This is a genomic window from Conyzicola nivalis (assembly GCF_014639655.1).
GTDB lineage: Bacteria > Actinomycetota > Actinomycetes > Actinomycetales > Microbacteriaceae > Conyzicola > Conyzicola nivalis.
Genome location: NZ_BMGB01000001.1, coordinates 2,244,298 through 2,266,981, shown reverse-complemented (window position 1 = coordinate 2,266,981; position 22,684 = coordinate 2,244,298). Strand labels below are relative to the sequence as shown.

General features: G+C 69.3%; 24 protein-coding genes. 14 read left to right on the top strand and 10 right to left on the bottom strand.

From position 1 onward, the window contains the following. Positions 1 to 417 (top strand): substrate-binding domain-containing protein (locus IEV96_RS11305; protein ID WP_188510691.1); only part of this gene is annotated, 417 nt, incomplete at its 5' end. A gap of 16 nt (positions 418 to 433) precedes the next feature. On the opposite strand, the gene IEV96_RS11300 is transcribed toward IEV96_RS11305, so the two are convergent. After that, complete coding sequence (locus tag IEV96_RS11300; RefSeq protein ID WP_188510690.1) at positions 434 to 1,660, bottom strand: cobalamin-independent methionine synthase II family protein; 1,227 nt, start codon at positions 1,658 to 1,660, stop codon at positions 434 to 436. 139 nt (positions 1,661 to 1,799) lie between these two features. Further along, a complete protein-coding gene (locus tag IEV96_RS11295; protein WP_188510689.1) occupies positions 1,800 to 2,324 on the bottom strand; it encodes a hypothetical protein in 525 nt (174 codons plus the stop codon). Positions 2,325 to 2,477: 153 nt separating this feature from the next. Here IEV96_RS11295 and IEV96_RS11290 point away from each other — a divergent pair, with 153 nt between their 5' ends. The 3 genes from IEV96_RS11290 to IEV96_RS11280 are packed head-to-tail and all read left to right on the top strand — an operon-like array spanning position 2,478 to position 6,006. Continuing rightward, on the top strand, positions 2,478 to 4,241 hold the full coding sequence (locus IEV96_RS11290) for a circularly permuted type 2 ATP-grasp protein (RefSeq protein WP_188510688.1): 1,764 nt from the start codon (positions 2,478 to 2,480) through the stop codon (positions 4,239 to 4,241). Next, a complete protein-coding gene (locus IEV96_RS11285; RefSeq protein WP_188510687.1) occupies positions 4,235 to 5,164 on the top strand; it encodes an alpha-E domain-containing protein in 930 nt (309 codons plus the stop codon). The genes IEV96_RS11290 and IEV96_RS11285 overlap by 7 nt, the downstream gene beginning before the upstream one ends. Next, positions 5,161 to 6,006: a transglutaminase family protein gene (locus IEV96_RS11280; RefSeq protein ID WP_188510686.1), complete on the top strand. Its 846-nt coding sequence runs from the start codon at positions 5,161 to 5,163 to the stop codon at positions 6,004 to 6,006. Before IEV96_RS11285 ends, IEV96_RS11280 begins: the two co-directional genes overlap by 4 nt. Here the strand turns inward: IEV96_RS11280 and IEV96_RS11275 are convergent. The 3 genes from IEV96_RS11275 to IEV96_RS11265 all read right to left on the bottom strand — a co-directional run bounded on the left by IEV96_RS11275 (position 6,003) and on the right by IEV96_RS11265 (position 8,261). Further along, entirely contained in the window at positions 6,003 to 6,362 is a 360-nt protein-coding gene (locus IEV96_RS11275; RefSeq protein ID WP_188510685.1) for a DUF1622 domain-containing protein, read from the bottom strand. The two genes, IEV96_RS11280 and IEV96_RS11275, sit on opposite strands and share 4 nt — an antisense overlap. Before the next feature lie 166 nt (positions 6,363 to 6,528). After that, the gene (locus IEV96_RS11270) at positions 6,529 to 7,848 is read right to left on the bottom strand and encodes an MFS transporter (RefSeq protein ID WP_188510684.1); all 1,320 of its coding nucleotides are present in this window, start codon (positions 7,846 to 7,848) and stop codon (positions 6,529 to 6,531) included. Then, on the bottom strand, positions 7,845 to 8,261 hold the full coding sequence (locus IEV96_RS11265; RefSeq protein ID WP_188510683.1) for a MarR family winged helix-turn-helix transcriptional regulator: 417 nt from the start codon (positions 8,259 to 8,261) through the stop codon (positions 7,845 to 7,847). The genes IEV96_RS11270 and IEV96_RS11265 overlap by 4 nt, the downstream gene beginning before the upstream one ends. 70 nt (positions 8,262 to 8,331) lie before the next feature. On the opposite strand from IEV96_RS11265, the gene IEV96_RS11260 reads away from it, so the two are divergent. From IEV96_RS11260 to IEV96_RS11235, 6 genes are read left to right on the top strand one after another with little or no spacing between them, the layout of a single operon-like run. Then, positions 8,332 to 9,243 carry a ribokinase gene (locus tag IEV96_RS11260; RefSeq protein WP_188510682.1) on the top strand — a complete coding sequence of 304 codons (912 nt, stop codon included), beginning with the start codon at positions 8,332 to 8,334 and terminating at the stop codon, positions 9,241 to 9,243. A 42-nt stretch (positions 9,244 to 9,285) separates the two neighbouring features. Next, entirely contained in the window at positions 9,286 to 10,161 is an 876-nt protein-coding gene (locus IEV96_RS11255) for an alpha/beta fold hydrolase (protein WP_188510681.1), read from the top strand. Between the two features lie 31 nt (positions 10,162 to 10,192). Continuing rightward, positions 10,193 to 11,242 (top strand): lipoate-protein ligase LplAB, encoded by a 1,050-nt coding sequence (lplAB, locus tag IEV96_RS11250; RefSeq protein ID WP_188510680.1) that lies wholly within the window; start codon positions 10,193 to 10,195, stop codon positions 11,240 to 11,242. Continuing rightward, entirely contained in the window at positions 11,221 to 12,294 is a 1,074-nt protein-coding gene (locus tag IEV96_RS11245) for a FecCD family ABC transporter permease (RefSeq protein ID WP_188511233.1), read from the top strand. Before lplAB ends, IEV96_RS11245 begins: the two co-directional genes overlap by 22 nt. Further along, positions 12,291 to 13,085, top strand: coding sequence for a heme ABC transporter ATP-binding protein (locus IEV96_RS11240; RefSeq protein ID WP_188510679.1), 795 nt, complete (start codon positions 12,291 to 12,293; stop codon positions 13,083 to 13,085). Before IEV96_RS11245 ends, IEV96_RS11240 begins: the two co-directional genes overlap by 4 nt. A 9-nt stretch (positions 13,086 to 13,094) precedes the next feature. Then, positions 13,095 to 13,409, top strand: a complete 315-nt coding sequence (locus IEV96_RS11235) for a hypothetical protein (RefSeq protein WP_188510678.1) — start codon at positions 13,095 to 13,097, stop codon at positions 13,407 to 13,409. A gap of 132 nt (positions 13,410 to 13,541) precedes the next feature. On the opposite strand, the gene IEV96_RS11230 is transcribed toward IEV96_RS11235, so the two are convergent. Together IEV96_RS11230 and ald are read right to left on the bottom strand one after the other, a co-directional pair. Continuing rightward, positions 13,542 to 14,339 carry an alpha/beta fold hydrolase gene (locus IEV96_RS11230; RefSeq protein ID WP_229733258.1) on the bottom strand — a complete coding sequence of 266 codons (798 nt, stop codon included), beginning with the start codon at positions 14,337 to 14,339 and terminating at the stop codon, positions 13,542 to 13,544. Positions 14,340 to 14,645: 306 nt separating this feature from the next. Beyond that, the gene (gene ald / locus IEV96_RS11225; protein ID WP_188510677.1) at positions 14,646 to 15,758 is read right to left on the bottom strand and encodes an alanine dehydrogenase; all 1,113 of its coding nucleotides are present in this window, start codon (positions 15,756 to 15,758) and stop codon (positions 14,646 to 14,648) included. A gap of 80 nt (positions 15,759 to 15,838) precedes the next feature. Here ald and IEV96_RS11220 point away from each other — a divergent pair, with 80 nt between their 5' ends. After that, positions 15,839 to 16,381, top strand: coding sequence for an Lrp/AsnC family transcriptional regulator (locus tag IEV96_RS11220; RefSeq protein ID WP_188510676.1), 543 nt, complete (start codon positions 15,839 to 15,841; stop codon positions 16,379 to 16,381). 8 nt (positions 16,382 to 16,389) lie between these two features. Continuing rightward, complete coding sequence (gene lspA, locus IEV96_RS11215; protein ID WP_188510675.1) at positions 16,390 to 16,914, top strand: signal peptidase II; 525 nt, start codon at positions 16,390 to 16,392, stop codon at positions 16,912 to 16,914. On the opposite strand, the gene IEV96_RS11210 is transcribed toward lspA, so the two are convergent. The 3 genes from IEV96_RS11210 to IEV96_RS11200 form a co-directional block, all read right to left on the bottom strand. Beyond that, positions 16,911 to 17,933 carry a LacI family DNA-binding transcriptional regulator gene (locus tag IEV96_RS11210; RefSeq protein WP_188510674.1) on the bottom strand — a complete coding sequence of 341 codons (1,023 nt, stop codon included), beginning with the start codon at positions 17,931 to 17,933 and terminating at the stop codon, positions 16,911 to 16,913. The genes lspA and IEV96_RS11210 overlap by 4 nt on opposite strands. 9 nt (positions 17,934 to 17,942) lie before the next feature. Further along, the gene (locus IEV96_RS11205) at positions 17,943 to 19,346 is read right to left on the bottom strand and encodes a GH1 family beta-glucosidase (protein WP_373282430.1); all 1,404 of its coding nucleotides are present in this window, start codon (positions 19,344 to 19,346) and stop codon (positions 17,943 to 17,945) included. Positions 19,347 to 19,438: 92 nt separating this feature from the next. After that, positions 19,439 to 21,328 (bottom strand): MDR family MFS transporter, encoded by a 1,890-nt coding sequence (locus IEV96_RS11200; protein WP_373282429.1) that lies wholly within the window; start codon positions 21,326 to 21,328, stop codon positions 19,439 to 19,441. 63 nt (positions 21,329 to 21,391) lie between these two features. Between IEV96_RS11200 and IEV96_RS11195 the strand changes: the two genes are divergently transcribed. Beyond that, on the top strand, positions 21,392 to 22,177 hold the full coding sequence (locus IEV96_RS11195; protein WP_188510672.1) for a M15 family metallopeptidase: 786 nt from the start codon (positions 21,392 to 21,394) through the stop codon (positions 22,175 to 22,177). Between the two features lie 58 nt (positions 22,178 to 22,235). Continuing rightward, on the top strand, positions 22,236 to 22,535 hold the full coding sequence (locus IEV96_RS11190) for a DUF1905 domain-containing protein (protein ID WP_188510671.1): 300 nt from the start codon (positions 22,236 to 22,238) through the stop codon (positions 22,533 to 22,535). Positions 22,536 to 22,684 lie beyond the last annotated feature (149 nt).

The window sequence follows — 22,684 nt, the reverse complement described above, 5'->3', positions numbered from 1 at the left end:
CGCCTGGCCGTCGACGCGCACGAGGGCACGGCGCTCGAGGTCGTCGTCGTCGAGGCGCTCAGCGTGCTCGCCGGCAGGGCGGCCGGCATCGAGATCGCCGAGCGCGCGCCGCATGACAGGCCCGACGCGATCTTCGCCGCGAACGACCTCGTGGCGATGGGTGTGCTGCAGGCGCTCATGATGCAGGGTGGCGACGTGCGGGTTCCCGACGACGTCTCGCTCATCGGCTACGACGACATCGACTTCGCGAGCGCGGCCGTCGTCCCGCTCTCGTCGATCAGGCAGCCGAGCGCGCTCATCGGTCAGACCGCCGTGGAGATCCTGCTCGAGGAGGCGGCCGATGCAACGACACCCCCGCGGCAGGTCGTCTTCGAGCCCGAGCTCGTCGTGCGCGACAGCTCGCGCGGCCTGGCCTGACTCGACCCGCCCAGACCTACTTCCAGAGCCGCGCGGTCGCCAGCTCGGCGCCGCGGGCCAGCGTTTCGAGCTTCGCCACGGCGATCTGGGGGTGGATGCGTCCGCCCAGCCCGCAGTCGGTCGACGCGAGCACGTTCTCGCGGCCGACCAGCCCGGCGAAGCGTCCGATGCGCTCGGCGACGAGTTCGGGGTGCTCGACGACGTTGGTCGCGTGCCCCACGATGCCGGGCAGGATCAGCTTGCCCTCGGGCAGCTTCACGTCTTCCCAGACCCGCCACTCGTGCTCGTGCCGCGCGTTCGCCGCCTCGAACGAGTAGGCGCCGGCGTTGATCTCGAGCATAAGGTCGACGATGTTCTTCAGTTCGATGTCGGTGGTGTGCGGCCCGTGCCAGCTGCCCCAACACAGGTGGAACCTGATCTGGTCTTCCGGCAGGTCGCGCAGCGCGTAGTTGAGCGCCTCGACCCGGATGCGGGTGAACGCGCGGTAGTCCTCGATGCTCGGTTCGGGGTTGATCTGGTCCCAGTTCTCGGCGATCGAGGGGTCGTCGATCTGCAGGATGAGGCCGGCCTCGATGATGGCCGTGTACTCCTCGCGCAGGGCGTCGGCCCACGCCCAGATGTGTTCCTCCTCGGTCGCGTAGTACTCGTTGATCACGCGCGATCCGCTTCCGGGTGACAGTGCGGTGATAAAGCCTTCGGAGAGACCGGATGCCTCGAGCCCGTTCTTGAGGTTGGCGATGTCGTTCGCGATCGCCTCCTGGCCCACGTACTTCAGCTGACCGGTGGTGGAGGGGAAGGGCGTCGCGATCGAGCCGGACTCGACTCCGCCCGTCGGGTCGTTGTACGCCTCGGGGAACAGGTTGCGGTCGCGGCGGTCGGTGAACGAGGTCAGCTGCACGTTGCCCGGCGTCGACCGCACGGGCGGGGCGGTGAAGATGTTCGAGCCCTCGAGCGACAGCCCCGACACGCGCTGGAACGAGTACGACCACCAGGCCCCGTAGTCGACGGCGCTCGACATCGCCTTGCCGTATTCGCCGTCTCCGGGAACGGTGATACCGATCGCCTTCTGCCGCGCCACGAGGTCGGCGACGGCCGCGGCCTCGAGCTCTTCGAACTCCGGCGTGCGCCGGAAGGTGAAGCCGTCGTCCTCAAACTCGCGGGCCTCGTTCGCCGCGATGAGCTCGGGTGTGCGCGGCAGGCTGCCGGCGTGGGTGGTCTGGATGCGATCGGAGCTGTTGAGCATTCTGCTGCCTCGTTCGGTGTGCGGATCGGCCGGTGCACCGGTACCTGCGAGGCTTCGCGTGGGTGCGTTTCCATGGTGGCACGCGGGGCGCATCCGACGACCGGCACCTGTCGACGGACGTAACACTCAGGGCTTCCCTCTAGTGCGCCTCGGTCAGCTTGCGGAGGATCGCCTCGACGCGCTCGCCGGACAGCCTGCGTTTCTCGAGCAGCTGCCGCAGTCCGTCGATCGCGGCGTCACGGTCGAGTTCGGGCGGCGAGGCCGCGGAGATCGCGCTCGAGGTCTCGCGCCAGAGGCGCACGTCGGGCCGCTCGACCGGGGCGACGGGCTGCTCGGCGGGTCCGCGGCCCTTCACGCCGAACAGGGCCAGCACCCGGGTCATCGCGGGTGGCTGCGTCCGCGCGCGCGGCACGTGGTGGTGGGGCCGCGCACCGGAGTGGGTGGTGACGCGCGCCTGCGTCGCGAGGAGCCGCTCGCGCAGCGGGCCGCTCGCCGAGGCGGTCAACAGCGACAGTGCGATCTCGGCGTCGGACGCCCGGGCGTTGAGGCGCGGCACGAGCCGGTCGACGCGCCTGCCCGCGTCGGTCTTCACCGACGGTGCCCGCGCGGGCAGGCCGAGGCGCGCCAGCACAGCGTCCCACTCGGGTGGGTGGAGGTGGGTCACGGGGGTCGCTCGTTTCGCAAAAAACTTCTCGGGGTACCTCCACGCTAAGTGAATGGAGGAATTCTCGCTATGGGTAGTGGTGCCCACGGCGGCGTAATACGCGCGCGCCTCTTTCGAAACAACGTGGCAACATGCCGCGGTTAGAGTTGGGCCATGGGCGACCTGTTTGATGACTACGGCGCCACCACCACGCGCAGGACCGGCGCGGTTGCGTTCGACGAAATGTTCTCCACGCCGGGGCAGGCGAGGCCGCCGTACAAGGCACTGCACGCCGCGCTCGCGCAGATGACCCAGGACGAACTGCGCGGCAGGACCGATGCCCTCGCCAGTTCTTACCTGGCGCAGGGGGTGACCTTCGACTTCGCCGGGGAGGAGAGACCCTTCCCGCTCGATGCCGTGCCGCGCGTGATCGAGCAGGCCGAGTGGCTCGAGGTCGAGAGCGGCATCAAGCAGCGCGTGCGCGCGCTCGAGGCGTTCCTCGCCGACATCTACGGCAAGCAGGAGGCGATCAAAGACGGTGTGATCCCCGCCAAGCTCGTCACCAGCTCGAGCCACTTCCACCGCGAGGCCGCCGGCATCGAGCCGGCCAACGGCGTACGCATCCAGGTCAGCGGCATCGACCTGATCCGTGACGAACAGGGCGGATGGCGCGTGCTGGAGGACAACGTGCGGGTGCCGTCCGGCGTCAGCTACGTCATCTCAAATCGTCGCGTCATGGCGCAGACCCTTCCCGAGCTCTTCGTCTCGATGCGGGTGCGCCCGGTCGGCGAATACCCGCACAAGCTGCTGCAGGCGCTGCGGGCCAGCGCGCCCGAGGGTGTCGACGAACCCAACGTGGTGGTGCTGACCCCCGGCGTCTACAACTCCGCCTACTTCGAACACACGCTGCTCGCCCGGCTCATGGGCGTCGAGCTCGTCGAGGGGCGCGACCTGTTCTGCTCGGGCGGCCGGGTGTGGATGCGCACGACGGCCGGGCCCACGCGCGTCGACGTCATCTACCGCCGCGTCGACGACGAGTTCCTCGACCCGCTGCAGTTCCGGGCCGACTCGATGCTCGGCAGCCCCGGGCTCCTGCTCGCCGCGCGCCTCGGCAACGTGACGATCGCCAACGCGGTCGGCAATGGCGTCGCCGACGACAAGCTCGTGTACACCTACCTGCCCGACCTCACCCGTTACTACCTGGGCGAGGAGCCGATTCTCAAGAACGTCGACACCTGGCGCCTCGAAGACCCGGGAGCGCTCGAAGAGGTGCTCGACCGGCTCGACGAGCTCGTCGTGAAACCCGTCGACGGATCGGGCGGCAAGGGACTGGTCGTCGGGCCCGCGGCATCCAAAACCGAACTCGAGAAACTGCGCGCGAGCCTGATCGAAGACCCGCGGGGCTGGATCGCTCAGCCCGTCGTGCAACTCTCGACGATCCCCACCCTCGTCGACGACGGCATGCGCCCGCGGCACGCCGACCTGCGTCCGTTCGCCGTGAACGACGGCAACGACGTCTGGGTTCTGCCGGGCGGCCTCACCCGCGTGGCGCTGCCCGAGGGCGAGCTCGTGGTGAACAGCTCGCAGGGCGGCGGCTCGAAGGACACCTGGGTGGTCGGACTCGACCCGCTGCAGGTCTCGCGCCACAGCATCCAGGGGCTCGTCGCCGATCAGGCCACCGGGACACACGCCGTCCCGGGCGTCGCCGCCGAGCATGTGCAAGACCACTCGCCGCTCGACGGTCCGAAGGGCAACGAGCAGCAGGAACAACAACAGCAACAACATTCGGTCCCTGAGCCTGCGCGGTGGAGCTTGGAAAATCGCGCCAGCGATTTCGCGACCCCAGCGCCGAGGGAGCCAGCGACCGAGGGTTCGAGAACACGTTCGGGCGCTTCGACAGGCTCAGCGACCGAAGAGACCGGAGGTGCCCCATGCTGAGCCGCATCGCCGAAAGCCTGTTCTGGATCGGCCGCTACATCGAGCGCTCCGACGGCACCGCGCGCATCCTCGACGTTCACCTCCAGCTGCTGCTCGAAGACCCGTGGATCGAAGAAGACCTCGCCTGCCGCTCGCTGCTCAGCGTCATGGGAAGCGAAGCGCCCGACGACCACACCCTCACGCGCGCCGACATCCTGCAGATCCTCGCCGTCGACCGTAGCGAACCCGCGTCGATCGCCTACTCGCTCGGCGCCGCCCGCGAGAACGCCAGGCGGGCGCGAGAGATCGTCTCGACGGAACTCTGGGAGTGCCTCAACACGACGCGGGCCCGGATGCCGCGCAAGGTTTCCGGAGACAAGGTGCACGAATTCTTCGGCTGGGTGCGCGAACGCAGCGCGCTCGCCGTCGGCATCATCGAGTCGGCCACCAGCCGTGACGAGGCGTGGCAGTTCTTCACCCTCGGGCGCAGCCTCGAGCGGGCGGACATGACCGCCAGGCTTCTCGCCACCCGGTCGCTCACCGAGGCGAGCGGCCCGTCGTGGACCACGATCCTGCGGAGTTGCGGAGCCTACGAGGCCTACCTGCGCACGTACCGCGGTGTGCCGAGCGCGACGAATGCGGCTGAGTTCCTGTTGCTCGATCGGCTCTTCCCCCGCAGCATCCTGTTCTCCGTCTCCCGGGCCGAGGCCTGCATGCGAGACATCGAGCCGCGCGCCGAGCGGGTCGGCATCTCCGACCAGGCGCAGCGCCAGCTCGGCAAGATCCGCAGCGAACTCGAGTACCGGCCGATCGCCGAAATCCTCGAGGACCTGCCGCTGCACATGGACAACGTGCAGGCGGCAACCAGCGCGGCGTCCGAGGCGATCCGTCAGCGGTACTTCCCGACCAACGCCGCGCCCAGCTGGGTGGGGGAGAGCTCATGAACCGACTGCGCATCAAGCACTCCACCGGATTCCGTTACGGCGGCGACGTGACCGCCTCGTACAACGAGGCGCGCATGCTGCCCGTGAGCGCCGACGGGCAGCTCGTGCTCTACTCGCACGTCGAGATCCTGCCGATCTCGAGCCAGCATAACTACGTGGACTACTGGGGGTCGCGGGTTTCGTCGTTCGAGATCCTCACCCCGCACAAGGAGCTCTCGCTCACCGCGACGAGCCTCGTCGAGGTGCGGCCGCGCATCCATACCGCAGACAAGCTGAGCTGGGACGTGCTCTCGGCGCTCGCCGAGACATCCACCTCGTACATCGAACAGACCAAGCAGACCCGTCGCACCGATCCGCCCGCCGACGTGGTCGCGATCGCGGCCGAGATCGCCGGCCGGCACGCCTCGCCGTGCGACGCCGCCCTCGAGATCTGCACCGCGATCGGCGACGCCATGCAGTACATGGCCGGGGTCACCGCCGTCACGTCGACCGCCAAGGAGGCCTGGGCCGAGCGCAAGGGCGTCTGCCAGGACATCACCCACCTCGCTCTCGGCGCGCTGCGCTCGGTCGGCATCCCGGCGCGGTACGTCTCCGGCTACCTGCACCCCAAGCCGAACGCCGCGATCGGCGAGACGATCGCCGGCGAGTCGCACGCCTGGGTGGAGTGGTTCTGCGGCGAGTGGCGCGGCTTCGACCCGACGAACCTCATCGACATCGGGGACCGGCACGTCACCGTGGGCCGCGGGCGCGACTATAACGACGTGCCCCCGCTGCGCGGCGTCTACGCGGGACCGTACGGCAGCCAGCTGTTCGTGAAGGTCGAGATCACCAAGGAGGCCTAGTCGGCTTCCGCCGCGGCATCCGGTTTCTTCTGCCACGGCCACCGTCCCGAGATCTCGAGTTCGAGCGAGAAGCTCAGGAACGTGCGGATGAGCACGATGAGTCCGAGCACGGCCACGCTGTCCCACGTCGGCGCGACGGCGACGGTGCGGATGATGTCCGCCGCGACGAGCAGTTCGAGCCCGAGCAGGATCGAGCGGCCGAGGAAGCGCCGGAAGGGCGCGTAGACCGGCCCCGACCTGCGCAATGCGGTGCGCAGTGCGGCGATGGTGGCCGCGATCGCGCCCACGACGATCACCGCGACGCCGGCCCCGTCGATGACCTGGGCGGTCAGTTCGACGATCTCTTGGAATGTCATGGTCCGTTGCTACACCCGCTCGCCGGCGCGCGCGCGCCGACCCGCCGCGGGCAAGCCGCTGGTCGAGCCGGTCGAAGACTCAAGGGAGCCGCTTCCGGCGGGATGAGCCCGCCGCGGTCGGCTCATTTCGCCGGTTTCGGCTCATCTGTGCGCTAGGCCCTGCACGCTAAGCCCTGCGCGCCACCGACTCCTCCACCGCGAGGTCGTCGTGGGCCGCCGCGCGGTCGCTGCCGTCGTGGGTGAGCCGCAGCCGGAGGCGGCTGGCCGGCACGCGGCGCAGGCGCAGGTCGTGCGACACCACCATCCAGACCAGGCCGACGAGCGCCGCCAGCAGGCCCGACGTCGCACCGACACCGAGCGCCCAACGCGGCCCGAGCTCGTTGGCCGCCCAGCCGACGATGGGCGCGCCGATCGGGGTACCCCCGACGAAGATCGCCATGTACAGCGCCATCACCCGCCCGCGCATCACCGGGTCGGTCGTCGTCTGCACGTAGCTGTTCGCCGTCGTCATGAACGTGATCGACGCGAAGCCGACGAGGATGAGCGAGAGCGCGAACGTCAGGAACGTCGGCATCACGGCCGAGACCGCGCAGGTGACACCGAACGCCGCCGCGGCGGCGAAGATGAGCCGCAGGCGCGGCCGGTCGCGGCGCGCGGAGAGCAGCGCGCCCGTCACCGAGCCGATCGCGAGCACCGACGAGAGCAGGCCGAACTCGCCCGCGCCGTGGTCGAACTCGACCCGCGCCATCGTGGCCGTGAAGATCGCGAAGTTGAGGCCGAACGTTCCGATGATGAACACCGCGACCATGATCGCGAGGATGTCCGGCCGCTTCGACACGTACCGGAACCCCTCGAGCAGCTGCCCGGGTTCCCGGGGTGCGCGCGGCGCCACCCGCAGCTCACCGCGGCGCAGCAGGGCGAGCGACAGCAGCGTCGCGGCGAAGGTGGCGGCGTTGATCAGGAACACCCAGCCGGCCCCGACGGCGACCGTGAGCAGGCCGGCGGCCGCGGGCCCGACGAGCCGCGCGGCGTTGAACGACGCCGAATTGAGCGACACGGCGTTCGGCAGGTCACGCTCGGAGACCAGCTCGGAGACGAAGGCCTGCCGCGCAGGGGCGTCGATCGCCGAGACGACGCCGAGGGCGAAGGCGAACACGTAGACGTGCCACAGCTCGGCGACGCCGAACAGCACCATCAGCCCGAGCGCCACGCCGAGCATCGCCATGAGCGACTGCGTGAGCATCAGCAGCCGGCGTCGGTCGAACCGGTCGGCAATGAGGCCCGACCACGGCACGAGCAGCAGCTGCGGGCCGAGTTGCAACGCCATCGTGATGCCGACCGCGACGGCGTCGTTGTCGGTCAGCATCGTCAGCACGATCCAGTCCTGGGCCGTGCGCTGCATCCAGGTGCCGATGTTCGACACGAGGGCTCCGGCGAACCAGAGTCGGTAGTTGATGCCGCTCAGCGAGCGGAACATGGCACTCACTGGTCGGCGAGCCTCCTCAGGATCGGGGCGGCGGCGTCGAGGGTCGCGCGTTCTTCGGCCGAGAGGGCGGCGAGCCGCGACGAGAACCAGGCGTCTCGGCGACGGCGGGTCTCCTTCACGAGGCGACGGCCGGCATCCGAAAGGTCGATCACGACCTTGCGTCCGTCGGTCGCGTCGCTCGCCCTGGACACGAAACCCTGCTCGACGAGGGCGTTGATCGTGCGGTTCATCGACGGGGGTGTGACCCGCTCGTGCTCGCTCAGCGAACCGAGCGTCTGCGCGCCCTCGTTCATCAGCACGAACAGCACCGACAGCTTGCCGTCGCTCATCGACGCGTCGGCCCGCTCGGCCCGCACGCGCCGCGCGAGGTGCAGCACCGTCTGGCGCAGGGTGTGGGCTAGTTCGTTGGACATATTTATTTAGCATAGGCAATTAGCAAGGCTAAGTAAATGGCGGATGCCGCGGCTGGAGGATAATCGCAGCATGCCCAACAGCCCCGCCACCCCCGTCATCGTCGTCGGTTCGGTCAACATGGACCTGCTCTTCACCGGCCTCGCCGCTATCCCGAAGCCCGGACAGACCGTGTCGAGCGAGACCTTCCGCATCGTGCCCGGCGGCAAGGGCGCGAACCAGGCGGTCGCCGCGGCCCGCCTCGGAGCCGACGTGCGGTTCGTGGCATCCGTCGGCACCGACCAGCTCGGCGACCAGGCCTGGGCGGCTCTCGAGGCCGACGGCGTCGGCCTCGCCCACGTGAAGCGCGTCCCCGAGCCGACCGGTGTCGCGGCCGTCGTCGTCGACGTCGACGGTGAGAACTCGATCATCATCAACCCCGGTGCGAACGCCACGGTGCGCGATTCGGATGCCGCGGCCATCGCCTCGCGCTACGCGGGCAGCCCGGCCGTCGTGCTGGCGTGCCTCGAAGTGCCCGTCGACACGGTCACGGCCTGGGCGCGCATCGCGAAGGCCAACGGCTGGACCTTCATCCTCAACCCCGCGCCGGTGCCGGCAGCCGGGGTGCCCGACGAGCTGCTCGCACTCGTGTCGATCATCACCCCGAACGAGACAGAGCTCGCCGAGCTCGGCAGCGTCGCCGAGCTGCACGCCGCCGGAATCCCCACGGTGCTCGTGACGCGCGGCGGCGACGGCGCCGACCTGTCACGGGTGGGGGAGTCCGACCACCACCAGGACGTCTTCCCCGCGAAGCCCGTCGACACGACCGGTGCCGGCGACTCGTTCAACGGAGCCCTCGCCGCGGCGCTCGCCGAGGGCCAGGCGCTGCCCGACGCGCTGCGGTTCGCGGCGGCCACCGGGTCGCTCTCCACGCGGGCGGTCGGCGCCCGCGACGGGCTGCCGACCCGCGACGAGGTCGACGGGCTGCTCTCCGCGAGCCGGTGACGCGCGCCAGTTAGTACGATTAGCTCGAACGAGGAGGCTACGGTGCCGACATTCATAGCAGCACGCCGCGAGTACGAATTCGTCGACGCCCAGGGCGTCACGATCCACTATTACGTCTGGAACGCCGCCAAGCCCCGCGCGATCGTCCAGATCGCCCACGGCCTCGGCGACCACGCCGGCCGCTACGAGGCGCTCGCCCAGGTCCTGGTGCAGAACGGGTACACCGTCTACGCCGACGACCACCGCGGTCACGGCCGCACGGGCCTCGCCCAGCACGGCGGCGACCACTCCAAGCTCGGCCAGCTGGGCGAGGGCGGCCTCCGGGCGACGCTCGCCGCGCTGCACCAGTTCACGGGAATCATCCAGTCGGATCATCCGGGTGTCCCGATCGTCTTCATCGGCCACTCCTGGGGTTCCGTGCTCGGCCAGCAGCTCGTCAACGACCACGCCGCCGACTTCGCCGCCGTGGTGCTGACCGGCACCGCCTACCGCACCCCGCGCCACATGTCGGCGGGCGACCTCAGCAAGCGCCACAGGGCGCTCGGCACCACCGGGTTCGAGTGGCTGAGCCGCGACCCCGAGATCGTCGCGGAGTTCGCCGCCGACGAGCTCACCTTCGCCGCCGACGCCCGGAAGGCGTTCGGCGTGGTCGACGGCGTGCGGCTCTACGGCCGGCCGAAGCAGCCGCTCGACGCCGACGTTCCGTTGCTCATCATGATCGGCGAAGAAGACACGCTGGGCGGTGAGCGCAGCGTGCAGTTGCTCGCGGAAAGCTACATCCGGCGCGGTGGCCTCACCCACGTCGAGGTGAACGTCTACGAGGGCGCCCGCCACGAGATCTTCAATGAGACCAACCGCGTCGAGGTCTACGCCGACCTCGTGCACTGGCTCGACACGCACCTTCCCGCTTCAAGTTAGGCTTTCCTAAACTTCAGGGAAAGGCGTGGCGATGCACGGCGAATTCAAGGTGCCAGGGGGAAAGCTCGTCGTCGTCGACCTCGAGGTCGTCGACAACCGGATCTCCGGGTTCCGGCTGGCCGGAGACTTCTTCCTCGAACCCGACAGCGCGCTCGAGTCGATCGACGCCGCGGTGAACGGGCTGCCGGCCGACTCCGACGCCGCGCGCATCGCCGCCGCCATCCAGAAGGCCCTTCCCGAGGGCGCCGTTATGCTCGGCTTCAGCCCCGAGGGCGTCGCGACCGCGATCCGCCGCGCGCTGCAGCGGGCCACGACCTGGCGCGACTACGAGTGGCAGCTCATCCACGGCGAGGCGGCCCCGCCCGTGCTGCAGATGGCGCTCGACCAGGTGCTCGCCGAGGAGGTCGGCGCCGGCCGCCGCAAACCCACCCTGCGCATCTGGGAGTGGAACGAACCCGCCGTGGTCATCGGCAGTTTCCAGTCGGTGAAGAACGAGGTCGACCTCGAGCGCGCCGCCGAGTTCGGCTTCGACGTCGTGCGCCGTATCAGCGGGGGCGGTGCCATGTTCATGGAGGCCGGCTCGGTCATCACCTACTCGATCTACGTGCCCGCCGACCTCGTGCAGGGCATGAGCTTCGCCGACTCCTACGCGTTTCTCGACGACTGGGTGCTGCAGGCGCTCAAGTCGCTCGGCATCGAGGCGACCTACCAGCCGCTCAACGACATCACGAGCCCGACGGGCAAGATCGGCGGTGCCGCGCAGAAGCGTCTCGGCAACGGAGCCGTGCTGCACCACGTGACGATGAGCTACGACATGGACGGCGAGCGGATGGTGCAGGTTCTGCGCATCGGCCGCGAGAAGATGAGCGACAAGGGCACGAAGAGCGCCGCCAAGCGCGTCGACCCGCTGCGCAGCCAGACCGGCCTCGAGCGCGCCGAGATCATCGAGCGCATGGAGCAGACCTTCGAGAAGCTCTACGGGCTCACCGAGAGTTCCATCACCCCCGAAGAACTCGCCAAGGCTCAGAAGTTGGTGGCCGAGAAGTTCGGCACCGACGACTGGCTGCAGCGCGTTCCGTGACGCGGGTCGCCAGGGGAATCTCGCTCTCCATCGCTCTCGCCGTCGCGCTCGTCGCGGCGATCCTGGCCTCGTCGGTGGTCGGCCAGTTGCCGATCACTCCGACCGAGATCGTCGGATCGCTGTTGCGGGCGGTCGGCATCGGCAACGGTTGGGCGCCGACCGACCCGATCGTCGAGTCGACGATCTGGATCGTGCGCTTCCCGCGCATCGTGATGGGCCTCGCCGTGGGCGCAGCCCTCGCGGTGGCGGGCGCCGTGATGCAGGCGATCTTCGGCAACCCGCTCGCCGAACCGGGCGTCGTCGGCGTCTCGTCGGGCGCCGCGTTCGGAGCGGCCGGCGTGATCGTCTTCGGCGGCACCCTCGGCATCACGGCGGCCCTCGGCAGCTGGGGCATCGCGGTCTGCGCGTTCGCGGGCGGACTCGTCGCGACCCTCGTCGTCTACTTCGTGTCGCGCGCCAACGGCCGCACCGAGGTCGTGACGCTGCTGCTCACCGGCATCGCGATCAACGCCTTCGCCAGCGCCGGCCTCGCCTTCCTGCTGTTCATGGGCGACACCGCGAGCCGCGAGCAGATCACCTTCTGGCAGCTCGGCTCGCTGAACGGCTCGCTCTGGCGCGAGGTCGCCATCGTCGCGCCGATCACCGTGCTCGGCACCGTCGGCGCGATCATGCTCGGCAAGCGCTACGACCTGCTGGCCCTCGGCGAACGCAACGCCCGGCACTTGGGCGTGAACGTCGAGGCGCTGCGCATCGGTTCGATCGTGCTCGTGGCGCTGCTCACCGGCGTGGCCGTGGCGTTCTGCGGCATCATCGCGTTCGTCGGACTCGTCGTGCCGCACGTCATCCGCATGGTGATCGGCCCGTCGCACCGGCCGCTGCTCGTCGCGAGCGCGGTCGGCGGCGCCGCGCTGCTCACCTTCGCCGACCTGGTCGCCCGCACGATCGTGCCGGGCGCCGACCTGCCGATCGGCATGCTCACCTCGCTCATCGGCGGACCGTTCTTCTTCTACCTGCTCTACCGGCAGCGCAAACGCAGCGGGGGATGGGCATGAGCCTCGACACCACCGCCCCGCAGATCACCGCGACCGGCATCGACGTGGTCATCGACTCCACCCCCATCCTCACCGGTGTCGACATCGCGATCAACGCCGGAGAACTGCTCGCCCTCGTGGGGCCCAACGGGGCAGGCAAGTCGACGCTGCTCTCCGTGCTGAGCGGAGACGTGAAGCCGACGAGGGGTGCCGTCGAGATCGGTGGCCGCGACATCCGCTCTGTACGTCATCTCGAACTCGCCCGCCTGCGCAGCGTGCTGACGCAGGAGAACCAGGTGAGCTTTCCGTTCACGGTCGCCGAGGTCGTCGAGATGGGCCGCAGCCCCTGGGCCAGAACCGCGTCGCAGGACGACGACGAGCGGGCGATCGCCGACGCGATCGGGGCGACGGATGTCTCGCACCTCGTCACCCGTCGGTACACGTCGCTCAGCGGCGGCGAGAAGGCGCGCGTCTCGCTGGCCCGCGTGCTCGCGCAGTCGACCCCCGTGGTGTTCCTCGACGAGCCGACCGCGGCGCTCGACCTGCGACACCAGGAGGACGTGATGTCGACCGCCGCCGCGCTCGCCCGCGCCGGCCGCGCGGTCGTGGTCGTCGTGCACGACCTGTCGCTCGCGGCCGCCTACGCCGACCGGGTCGCGCTCGTCGCGTCGGGGCGGCTGGAGGCAGTCGGCACGCCCGCCGAGGTCTTCACCGCCGAGCGCGTCGAGCGCGTGTACGGGCTGCCGGTCGACGTCGTGACACAAAGCGGCAGGCCGGTAATCCTCCCCATTCGGGGGGCTTTTCCGGCCTAAGCTGGACGCGTGAATGGGTGGCTCGTACTGGCAATCGTGGCTCTGGCGACCGTTGCGATCTGGATCGCACAGCGCTTCGGCTGGATCGACCTCTCGAACAAGAACCAGAACAGCGGGCCGCGCGGCGGTGTGATGGGCGTGGGCGACGAGGTCTTCAACCCCACCAGACACGAGGCCCAGGTCGAGCTCGACCGGCAGACGGTTCTGCCCGCCCCCGCACCCGTCGCCGGCGACGGTGACAAGGGCGTGTACGGCGGCCGGGTCGAGATCGACCTCGGCGAGGACGTGGCCCAGCCGGCCGCGCGCAGGTCGCCGCGGCACTAGTCGCGCTGCAGGCATGGTGTCTGCGCAATCCTGGGACGTCTGCTCAAGTGCGCCGTGCCGCACACGTCCCGAAATTGCGCAGACGCCGGACGCGCGCGGTGCCTACGCCGTCAGCGAGGCGCTCGATGGGCATCATCCCGTCGAGACGAAGGTGCGAAGCGCGTCGGCCCATGCCGCAAAGGCGTCGAGATGCGCGTCGTGGCTTGCGTCGGCAAGCTCGATCGACGAGGCATGGCCAGCTCGATCCGTCAGCTCCGCACGCATGCGGGGCGAGAAAATGCCGTGCTCGGCGAAGACGAGGAGGGTTGGAAGGGCGACCCGCTCCCAATCGTCCCAGAGTGCGTGCGCGTCGACATGCTCCATCACCGCGACCATGACGCCGGGCTCGAAACGCGGCCACAGCCCGTCCGCGCGCGATTCGAGGCCATCGACCCAGGCACGTTGTAGCGGAGAGTCGCCCAAGAAACCGCCTGCAGACGCGTGATCGGCGAACGGCACCGGCCACGATTCGAAATACTGCCGAAGGCTGTCTCGCGATTGCGCGTCCCCGTCGCCGCCGACGCCTGCCTCCAGCAAGACGAGACGGTCGACGAGATGCGGATGTCGCGCAGCTACGAGCATCGCGGTGTGGCCGCCCATCGACTGTCCCACGAGCGACACAGGACCGTCGCTGAGCGACTCGATGACCTTGACGACATCGTTGACGAAGGCGTCGCGGCTGACATCAGCGGGAGCGCGGGTGCTGTCTCCGTGCCCGCGCAAATCGACGAGCACGACCCGCCGGGGCGCCAGCGCCCGCGCGGTCTGCTCGAACTCGCGGCTACTTCCTGCCAGGCCGTGCAATATCACCACAGCGGGCTCAGCGCTCGGAAAATCGAAGACCGCGAGTTCGACGCCGCCGTTGTCGATTACAGCGCGCCGCACGTTCACGCTGCCATTCTGTCGCACCCAGCCCGCATCACGCGCTGGGTGGGGGGTCAGTCACGCAGCGTCGTCAGGTACCCGGCAGCCGGGTCGCGCTATCGACGAGAACCGAATCCGCCCAAACCCAATCGGGCAACGGGTACGGAGGGACATCCGTGTCCACGAACGACGGGCGCTCCCGCTCGCCGCGCTAGCGCGCAACGGCGGGACGGCCGCGCACGGGCGCCGGTCGGCGCGTGTCCCGTAGTTGCGCGCAGCCGCGCCAGCCGCGCGCAGCCGCGCCAGCCCCGCCGCGCCGGCTCGCCGCGCTCGCTACGCGCCCAGCGCGGCCAGCTCGCGCGACTCGTAGCCCAGCGCTTTGGCGACCTCGGCGTTGTACAGCGCGCCCTCGTGCGTCGAGAGCCCCTTCGACAGCGGCACACTGGCGCGGATCGCCCCGAGCCAGCCCTTGTCGGCGATCTGCAGCACGTAGGGCAGCGTCGCGTTCGTGAGCGCCTGCGTCGAGGTCTGTGCGACCGCGCCGGGCATGTTCGCGACGCAGTAGTAGGTGCTGTTGTGCACCGCGAAGGTCGGGTCGTCGTGCGTGGTCGGGCGGCTGCCCTCGAAGCATCCGCCCTGGTCGATCGCCATGTCCACCAGCACGCTGCCCGGCTTCATCGCAGCGACCATTTCGTCGGTCACGAGCTTCGGCGCCGCCGCGCCGGGGATCAGCACCGACCCGATCACGAGGTCGGCGTCGCGCAGCAGCTGGGCGATCGCGTAGTTCGTCGAGACCGCCGTCTTCAGGCCGGTGTACTGGGCCTCGAGCTGGCGCAGTCGCGGGATCGACAGGTCGACCACGGTGACCTCGGCGCCCATGCCGAGCGCGTTGGCTGCGGCGTGCTCGCCCGCGACCCCGCCGCCGATCACGACGACCTTGGCCTTCGCCGTTCCGGGCACGCCGCCCATGAGGATGCCGCCGCCACCGTTCGGGCTCATCAGCTGGGTGGCGCCGACCTGCGCGGCGAGGCGGCCCGCCACCTCGCTCATCGGCGACAGCAGCGGCAGCGAGCGGTCGGGCAGCTGCACCGTCTCGTAGGCGATCGCGGTCGTGCCCGCCGCCAGCAGCGCGTCGGTGCACGGGCGCGACGCGGCGAGGTGCAGGTAGGTGAACAGCACCTGGCCCTCGCGCATGAGCGGGTACTCGGCCGCGATCGGTTCCTTCACCTTGAGCAGCAGGTCGCCCGCGGCCCAGACCTCGGCGGCCGTCTCGAGCATGGTCGCGCCCGCCTCGACGTACTTCTCATCGGCGATGTGCGCGCCCACGCCGGCGCCCCGCTGGATGACGACCTCGTGGCCGCGGCGCACCAGCTCGTGCACGCCCGCGGGAGTGAGGGCGACGCGGTTCTCGTTGTTCTTGATCTCGGTGGGGACTCCGACGCGCATGGCTTTCCGATCTGTCGTGGTGCTGAAGAGTTTCCGGCTGATTCGTTTCGATTGGGTTTCGGTCGCATATAATTCTGCGGATGAGCACAAGTTCGGGTGAAAATTCTGATTCGGATGCCAGGGTCGGCCCGGGGCGGGAGAATCTTCGCCGATACGAGCCGCTCGACGACATCGACCTCACGCTCGTGCGTCTGCTGCGCGACGACGCGCGCATCTCCAACGCGCGACTGGCCGAGGAGGCGGGTATCGCGCCGTCGACGAGCCTCACGCGGGTGCGTTCCCTCATCGAGCGCGGTGTCGTGCGCGGGTTCCACGCCGACCTCGACCCGCGGGCGTTGGGGCTCGGGCTCGAGGCGCTCATCAGCGTTAACATCCGGGTCGGGGCACGCAAGGCGATCTCGACCTTCTCCGACGAGATGCGGCGGCTGCCCGAGGTGGTGCAGGTGTTCTTCCTCGGCGGGGCGGAGGACTTCATCATCCACGTGGCCACCCGGGATACCGATCACGCGCGTCAGTTCGTGGTCGACAACCTCTCGGCGCATCCGTCGGTCGCCTCGACCCGGACCAGCCTGGTCTTCGAACACCACACCCCGGGCCTCAGTACCCCCGCCGATCCGGGATAATCGACCGGGTGAGCACCGACACCCCTCCCGCCCGAACGCCGCGCCGCTACTTCTGGTTCGTGCTGGTCATCGCTCTGGTGGTCATCGTGATCGACCAGGCGAGCAAGTGGTGGGCCGAAATGGCGCTCGGCGACGGCGAGGTGATCCCGGTGATCGGCGACCTCATCCGCTTCCAGCTCGTCTACAACCCGGGCGCCGCGTTCTCCATCGGCGAGGGGTTCACCTGGATCTTCACGATCCTCGCGGCCGCGGCCGTGGTCTTCATCGTCTGGTACGCCCGCCGCGCCAGTTCGATCGGCCTCACTCTGACCCTCGGCCTGCTGCTCGGCGGCGCGGCGACGCACCTCGGCGACCGGCTCTTCCGCGATCCGGCCTTCGCGCGCGGACACGTCGTCGACTTCATCGCGTACGGCAACCTCTTCATCGGCAACATCGCCGACATAGCGATCTTCGCCGGCGCCGTCATGCTGGTCGTGCTCACGGTGCGGGGCGCCCGAGCCGACGAGCGTGCCACCCCCGACGACGCCGCTTAGGCGCTCTCCCGCACCACCATGCGGGTCGGCATGATCTGCACGGGCTCCGGCTCTTCGCCGCGCAGCATCGCCAGCAGCATGTGCGCCATCGCCTCGCCCATCTCGACCGAGGGCTGGAAGACAGTGGTCAGCTCCACCTCGCCGCCGATCGCGACCGGGCTGTCGTCGAAGCCGACGACGGCGACGTCGCTCGGGATCGCCCGCCCGCGTTCGCGCAGCACCGACACGGCTCCGGTGGCCATGAGGTCGCTCGCGACGAACACGGCGTCGAGACCCGGCGACCGGTCGAGCAGCGAGCGCATGCAGCGCGCCCCGCTGGCCATCGAGAAGTCACCGCGAGCGACCAGGTCGGTGCGCAGCCCCGCTCGTTCCATCGCGCGCTGCCAGCCGGCCTCGCGGTCGATGCCGGCGGGCATGTCGGCGGAACCGGTGATCGTCGCGATGCGCTGGCGGCCCTGGTCGATCAGGTAGCGGGTGCCCATGTCGGCGGCGGCCACGTTGTCGACGTCGACGTAGTGGCTCGGCTGCTCGTCGGGGTGCAGCGGGCGGCCGCCGAAGACGACGGGCAGGCTGTGGCCGAGGCTGGCGAGGAAGTGGTTGCCCGAGTGGTGCGACACCACGAGCGCACCGTCGACGTTGCCGCCGAGCAGGTAGCGCACGGTCTTCTCCGACAGGGCGCCCGGGCTCGCGAACTGCAGGTTGAGCACGTAGTCACTGGGACGCAGGGCGCGGGCGATGCCGTCGACGATCGAGGCGAAGTACGGGTCGCCGAAGAACCGCGTGGTCTCCTCGGGCACGACGAGTGCGATCGCCATCGTCTGTCGGTTGGCCAGCGATCGGGCCATCCGGTTGGGCACGTAGTGCAGCTCGTCGATCGCGCGCGTGACGTTCGCGAGCACCTCGGGGCTCACCCTGGTCGACCCGTTGACCACGCGCGACACCGTCGACCGCGAGACGCCCGCCGCCGCGGCGACTTCTTCGAGCGTCGGCGGGAGCCGTCGCGACTGGGAGGTGCTCATGACCTCACTCTACAAAGAGCGGTTCGCGATGATGCGCTGGTACTCGAGGGCGCTGTCCTTGAGCGTGCGCTGCTGGGTGTCGTAGTCGACCCGCACGATGCCGAACCGCTTGTGGTATCCCCACGCCCACTCGTAGTTGTCCATGAGCGACCAGTAGAAGTAGCCGTAGACGTCGACGCCCTCGTCGATGGCGTCCTGGATCGCACCAAGGTGGAGGCGCAAGAACTCCGCCCGCTGCGCGTCGTGAACGGCGCCGTCCGGTGCGACCACATCGTCGTAGGCCGCGCCGTTCTCGGTGACGTAGAGCTTGACGGTGCTGCCCGTGTATTCGTCGTTGATGCGGTGCAGCAGGCGGGTCAGCCCCTCGGGCTGCACCTCCCAGCCCATCGCGGTGAGCGGCAGGTCGCGCAGCTTCCAGTAGATGCCCTCGGGCGCGGGGAACGGCGACCGCTTCGGGCGCTCCGACGGCGCGGCGGTCGACATCTCCTGTTCGACGGGATGAACCGTGAGCGCCTCGCCGTGGTAGTAGTTCACGCCGAGCGCGTCGATCGGTGTCGAGATGATGTCGAGGTCGCCCGGCTCGATGTACTTCTCGAGTCCCAGCCCGGCGAGGTCGTCGAGCACGTCGGCGGGGTACTCGCCGCGGAAGATCGGGTCGAGGAAGAACCGGTTGAACTGGCCGTCGATGCGGCGGGCGGCGTCGACGTCGCCCTCGTCGGCGGGGTCCACCGGGTCGGCCACGGTCAGGTTCAGGGTGATGCCGAGACCGAGGTTCGGGTCGAGCGCGCGCAACTCGCGCACCGCGAGTCCGTGCGCGAGCAGCAGGTGGTGACCGGCGGCGAGGCCGGCCTCGGTGTCCTGGCGACCCGGCGCGTGCTCGCCGCCGATGTAGCTGAGGAACGACGAGCACCACGGCTCGTTGAGGGTGGTGAAGTTCTCGACCCGATCGCCGAGCGCGGCGTGCACGTCGACGGCGTACTCGGCGAAGCGCAGCGCGGTGTCGCGGTTCGCCCAACCGCCCTTCTCCTCGAGGGCCTGCGGGAGGTCCCAGTGGTAGAGGGTCAGCCAGGGCTTGATGTTCTTCTCGAGCAGCGAGTCGACGAGGCGCGAATAGAAGTCGAGGCCCTTCGGGTTGACGGGGCCGCCGTCGGGCCGGATGCGCGACCATGATGTCGAGAAACGGTACGTCTGCAGACCCAGGTCGGCCATCATCGCCACGTCGGATTCGTAGCGGTGGTAGTGGTCGCAGGCCACCTCTCCGTCGTGTCCGTCGACGACGGCGCCGGGCAGCCGGGCGAAGGCGTCCCAGATGGAGTCGGTGCGTCCGTCTTCGTGGGCGGCACCCTCTATCTGGTACGCGGCGGTCGCCGCGCCGAAGAGGAAGTCTGCGGGAAAGGGATGAGGCACGGTCACTCCTTCGTGATCGGTTGGGTGAGAGCGCTCTCAGTCTACGTACGCGGAAGGCCCGCCGCCCCCGTTTTTCACCGGGCGGCGGGCCGACGCTGCTACTTCTTCGGGTTGTCGTCTCTGGCGGCCGCGCCCGGCTCGACCAGCGGCGCCGTCTGGCTGGCCGCCCTGTCGGCTTCGAGCGCCACCGCGGCGGCCGCGTCATCCGCATTCTCCTGAAGCGCCGACTTCGCTCGCAACGGAGGCGCCTTCAGGAAGAAGCTGAGAACGAAGGCGACCAGGATCACGGCGAGGGCGATCCAGAACACGGTGATCGCCGAGTTCGCGAAGCCCTCGAGGAAGGCGGCGCTCAGACGCGGGTCGGAGGTGTTGAGGAACGAGGTGTCGCCCGAGACGGAGCCGACGGCGGCGCCCGGGTTCTTCAGGATCTCGATGATCTGCGCGTTCGCCGGGTCGGCGGCGACTTTCGGATCGGAGAGTGCCGCGGTTATACCGTCCTGAATTCTCGTGGAGTCGAACGCCGTCGCGATGTTCAGCGGCCAGCGCGTGAAGATCACCGAGAAGATGACCGCTGTGCCCACCGTGCCGCCGATCTGGCGGAAGAACGTCGACGCGCTCGTCGCCACACCGATGTCGCGCGGCCCGACCGAGTTCTGGCTGGCGAGCGTGAGCGTCTGCATCAGCTGGCCGAGCCCGAGGCCGACGAACAGCATGCCGATCATGAGGAACCAGACGGGCTTGTCCGCGGTCGCGAAGGTGAAGACGAAGAAGCCGACCGCCACGAACGCCGTGCCGATGGTGGGGAACATCTGGTACTTGCCGGTGCGGGCGATCAGCTGGCCGCTCACGATCGACGAGATCATCAGGCCGAGGATCATCGGCAGCATGAGAAAGCCGCTCTCGGTGGGCGTCGCGCCGTTGACGACCTGCAGGTAGAGCGGAAGGGTCATCATCGCGCCGAACATGCCGAAGCCGACGAGCACGCCGAGGACAGTCGCCATCGAGAAGGTCGAGCTCTTGAACAGCTTGAGCGGGATGAGCGCGTCGTCGCCCATGAGCTTCTCGCTGAGGACAAACGCGGCCAGGCCGATCACGCCGATCACGTAGCAGGCGATGGAGCCGAGCGAACCCCAGCCCCACTCGCGGCCCTGCTCGGCGACGAGCAGCAGCGGCACGAGGCCGATGATGATCGTGGCGGCGCCCCACCAGTCGATGCGCACGGTGCGGCGCTCGTGCGGGATGTGCAGGAAGCGCAGCACGATAGCGAGCGCGGCGAGGCCGATCGGGATGTTGATCAGGAACACCCAGCGCCAGCCGGTCACGAACAGGATCTCGGGGGTGCCGGCGAAGAGTCCGCCGATGAGCGGGCCCACCACGCTCGAGACGCCGAAGACGGCGAGGAAGTAGCCCTGGTACTTGGCGCGTTCGCGCGGCGCGAGGATGTCGCCCATGATCGCGAGGGGGAGCGCCATGAGTCCGCCGGCGCCGAGGCCCTGGATGGCACGGAAGGCGGCGAGTTCGTACATCGAGCTCGCGAATCCGGCGGCGATCGAGCCGACGAGGAAGATGCTGATCGCGATGATGAACAGCGGGCGCCGGCCGAAGATGTCGCTGAGCTTGCCGTAGATGGGAGTCGAGATCGTGGCGAGGATCAGGTAGGCGGTGGTCACCCACACCTGCTGGCTGAGCCCGTCGAGGTCGTCGGCGATGGTGCGCATCGACGTCGACACGATGGTCTGGTCGAGCGACGACAGGAACATGCCCGCCATCAGTCCGAAGATGACGAACAGGATCTGCCGGTGGGTCATTACCCCGCCGGCGTCCTTGATCGCTTGGGCCTGCTGCTTGCCCTTGGAGTCGACGCGTGACATGGAACCTCTGAGTCTGTGATGGAAGTGTGTTAACGAAAACGCCGCCGCGGAGCGCAGTCCGGCGGCGGGCAGATTCTCGTCGGGAGAATTTTGCGTGGAGTGCAAAGTTACACCCACGGCAACGGCTGCGCAAGCTCGTAACCGTGAGAAGTCCTGCCGTACTGCTCGTACACTCGGAACGTGTGGCACACAGTCAGATTTCGAACTCCGGTCGTAGCAGCGCTCGCGCTCGTCGTCGTATGCGGCGTGGCGGGCTGCGCGGCTGAGGGAAGCGGTGTGGCGCCGACGGCCAGCAGCACGGCCCACCCGACCCCGTCGACAACCCCGACGCCCGAGCCGAGCCTCACGCCGGAGACCCCTCCCGCCCCCGTGGCGAGCGACGACCCCAGCAGCCTCTCGGTAGTGGTCAACAAGCTGCGTCCGCTGAACCCGGGCAATTACGCCCCGGCCGACCTCGTCGAGGTACCGGTGCCGTACGCCAACAAGCCGTTCCTGCGGCAGGAGGCATCGAACGCCGTCGTCGCGATGTTCCAGGCGTTCACCGCGCAGACCGGGTTGAGCATGCAGGCGCAGAGCGCGTACCGCTCCTACGACTCGCAGGTGTCGGTGTACGCGGGCTGGGTCGCCTCGAAGGGAAAGGCGGGCGCCGATCTCACCAGCGCGCGTCCCGGCCACAGCGAGCACCAGACCGGACTCGCGATCGACGTCAGTGCGCTGCCGGCGCAGTGCACATTGCAGGGCTGCTTCGCCGACACGCCCCAGGGCCAGTGGCTGGCGGCGAACGCCGCGACGTACGGATTCGTGCTGCGCTACCCGGACGGCGGCACGCCCGTCACCGGCTACGAGTTCGAACCGTGGCACTACCGGTATGTCGGGATCGCCACGGCCGCCGACTACGTGGCGTCGGGCGCGGCGACCCTCGAGCAGTATTTCGGGCTGCCCGCCGCCCCCGATTACGCCCCGTAGACACCGGTCGCCCACCGCGGCAACCACGATTCTTCTGCTCCGGCCCGACAATGGAGCTATGACCGGCGGAACCTACGAATTCGAGTCGTCGCTGTGGGCGTGGGAAGCGCGCAAAGAACTCTGGGTGTTCGCGACGCTGCCCGACGACGCGTCCGACGAGATCGCCGACCAGCCGCGGCCGCCGTCGGGCTTCGGCGCGGTGAAGGTGCGCGTGCGGCTCGGCGGGTCGACCTGGGAGACGTCGATCTTCCCGGGGGTCGCCGGCGACGCCTACGTGCTGCCGATCAAGAAGGCCGTGCGGGCCAAGGCGGGGGTCACCGTCGGCGACACCGTGGCGATCGGACTCGAGCTGATCTGACGCGGCCGCCCGTCGAGTAGGTCGCTCAGCGACCGTATGGAAACCCCGCCCGCCGTTCATGATTCAGGACGGATCGTGTGCCGCACGCAGCACGGCCGCGGAATCACGCGGCCGCGCACGGGGCTCGAGCCGAATCATCCTGAATCACG

Bases quoted from the DNA above. Each gene is read 5' to 3' on its own strand.
- IEV96_RS11300 (WP_188510690.1), bottom strand. From the start codon at position 1,660: ATGCTCAACAGCTCCGATCGCATCCAGACCACCCACGCCGGCAGCCTG.
- IEV96_RS11290 (WP_188510688.1), top strand. From the start codon at position 2,478: ATGGGCGACCTGTTTGATGACTACGGCGCCACCACCACGCGCAGGACC.
- IEV96_RS11285 (WP_188510687.1), top strand. From the start codon at position 4,235: ATGCTGAGCCGCATCGCCGAAAGCCTGTTCTGGATCGGCCGCTACATC.
- IEV96_RS11280 (WP_188510686.1), top strand. From the start codon at position 5,161: ATGAACCGACTGCGCATCAAGCACTCCACCGGATTCCGTTACGGCGGC.
- IEV96_RS11275 (WP_188510685.1), bottom strand. From the start codon at position 6,362: ATGACATTCCAAGAGATCGTCGAACTGACCGCCCAGGTCATCGACGGG.
- IEV96_RS11265 (WP_188510683.1), bottom strand. From the start codon at position 8,261: ATGTCCAACGAACTAGCCCACACCCTGCGCCAGACGGTGCTGCACCTC.
- IEV96_RS11260 (WP_188510682.1), top strand. From the start codon at position 8,332: ATGCCCAACAGCCCCGCCACCCCCGTCATCGTCGTCGGTTCGGTCAAC.
- lplAB (WP_188510680.1), top strand. From the start codon at position 10,193: ATGCACGGCGAATTCAAGGTGCCAGGGGGAAAGCTCGTCGTCGTCGAC.
- IEV96_RS11240 (WP_188510679.1), top strand. From the start codon at position 12,291: ATGAGCCTCGACACCACCGCCCCGCAGATCACCGCGACCGGCATCGAC.
- ald (WP_188510677.1), bottom strand. From the start codon at position 15,758: ATGCGCGTCGGAGTCCCCACCGAGATCAAGAACAACGAGAACCGCGTC.
- IEV96_RS11220 (WP_188510676.1), top strand. From the start codon at position 15,839: ATGAGCACAAGTTCGGGTGAAAATTCTGATTCGGATGCCAGGGTCGGC.
- IEV96_RS11210 (WP_188510674.1), bottom strand. From the start codon at position 17,933: ATGAGCACCTCCCAGTCGCGACGGCTCCCGCCGACGCTCGAAGAAGTC.
- IEV96_RS11190 (WP_188510671.1), top strand. From the start codon at position 22,236: ATGACCGGCGGAACCTACGAATTCGAGTCGTCGCTGTGGGCGTGGGAA.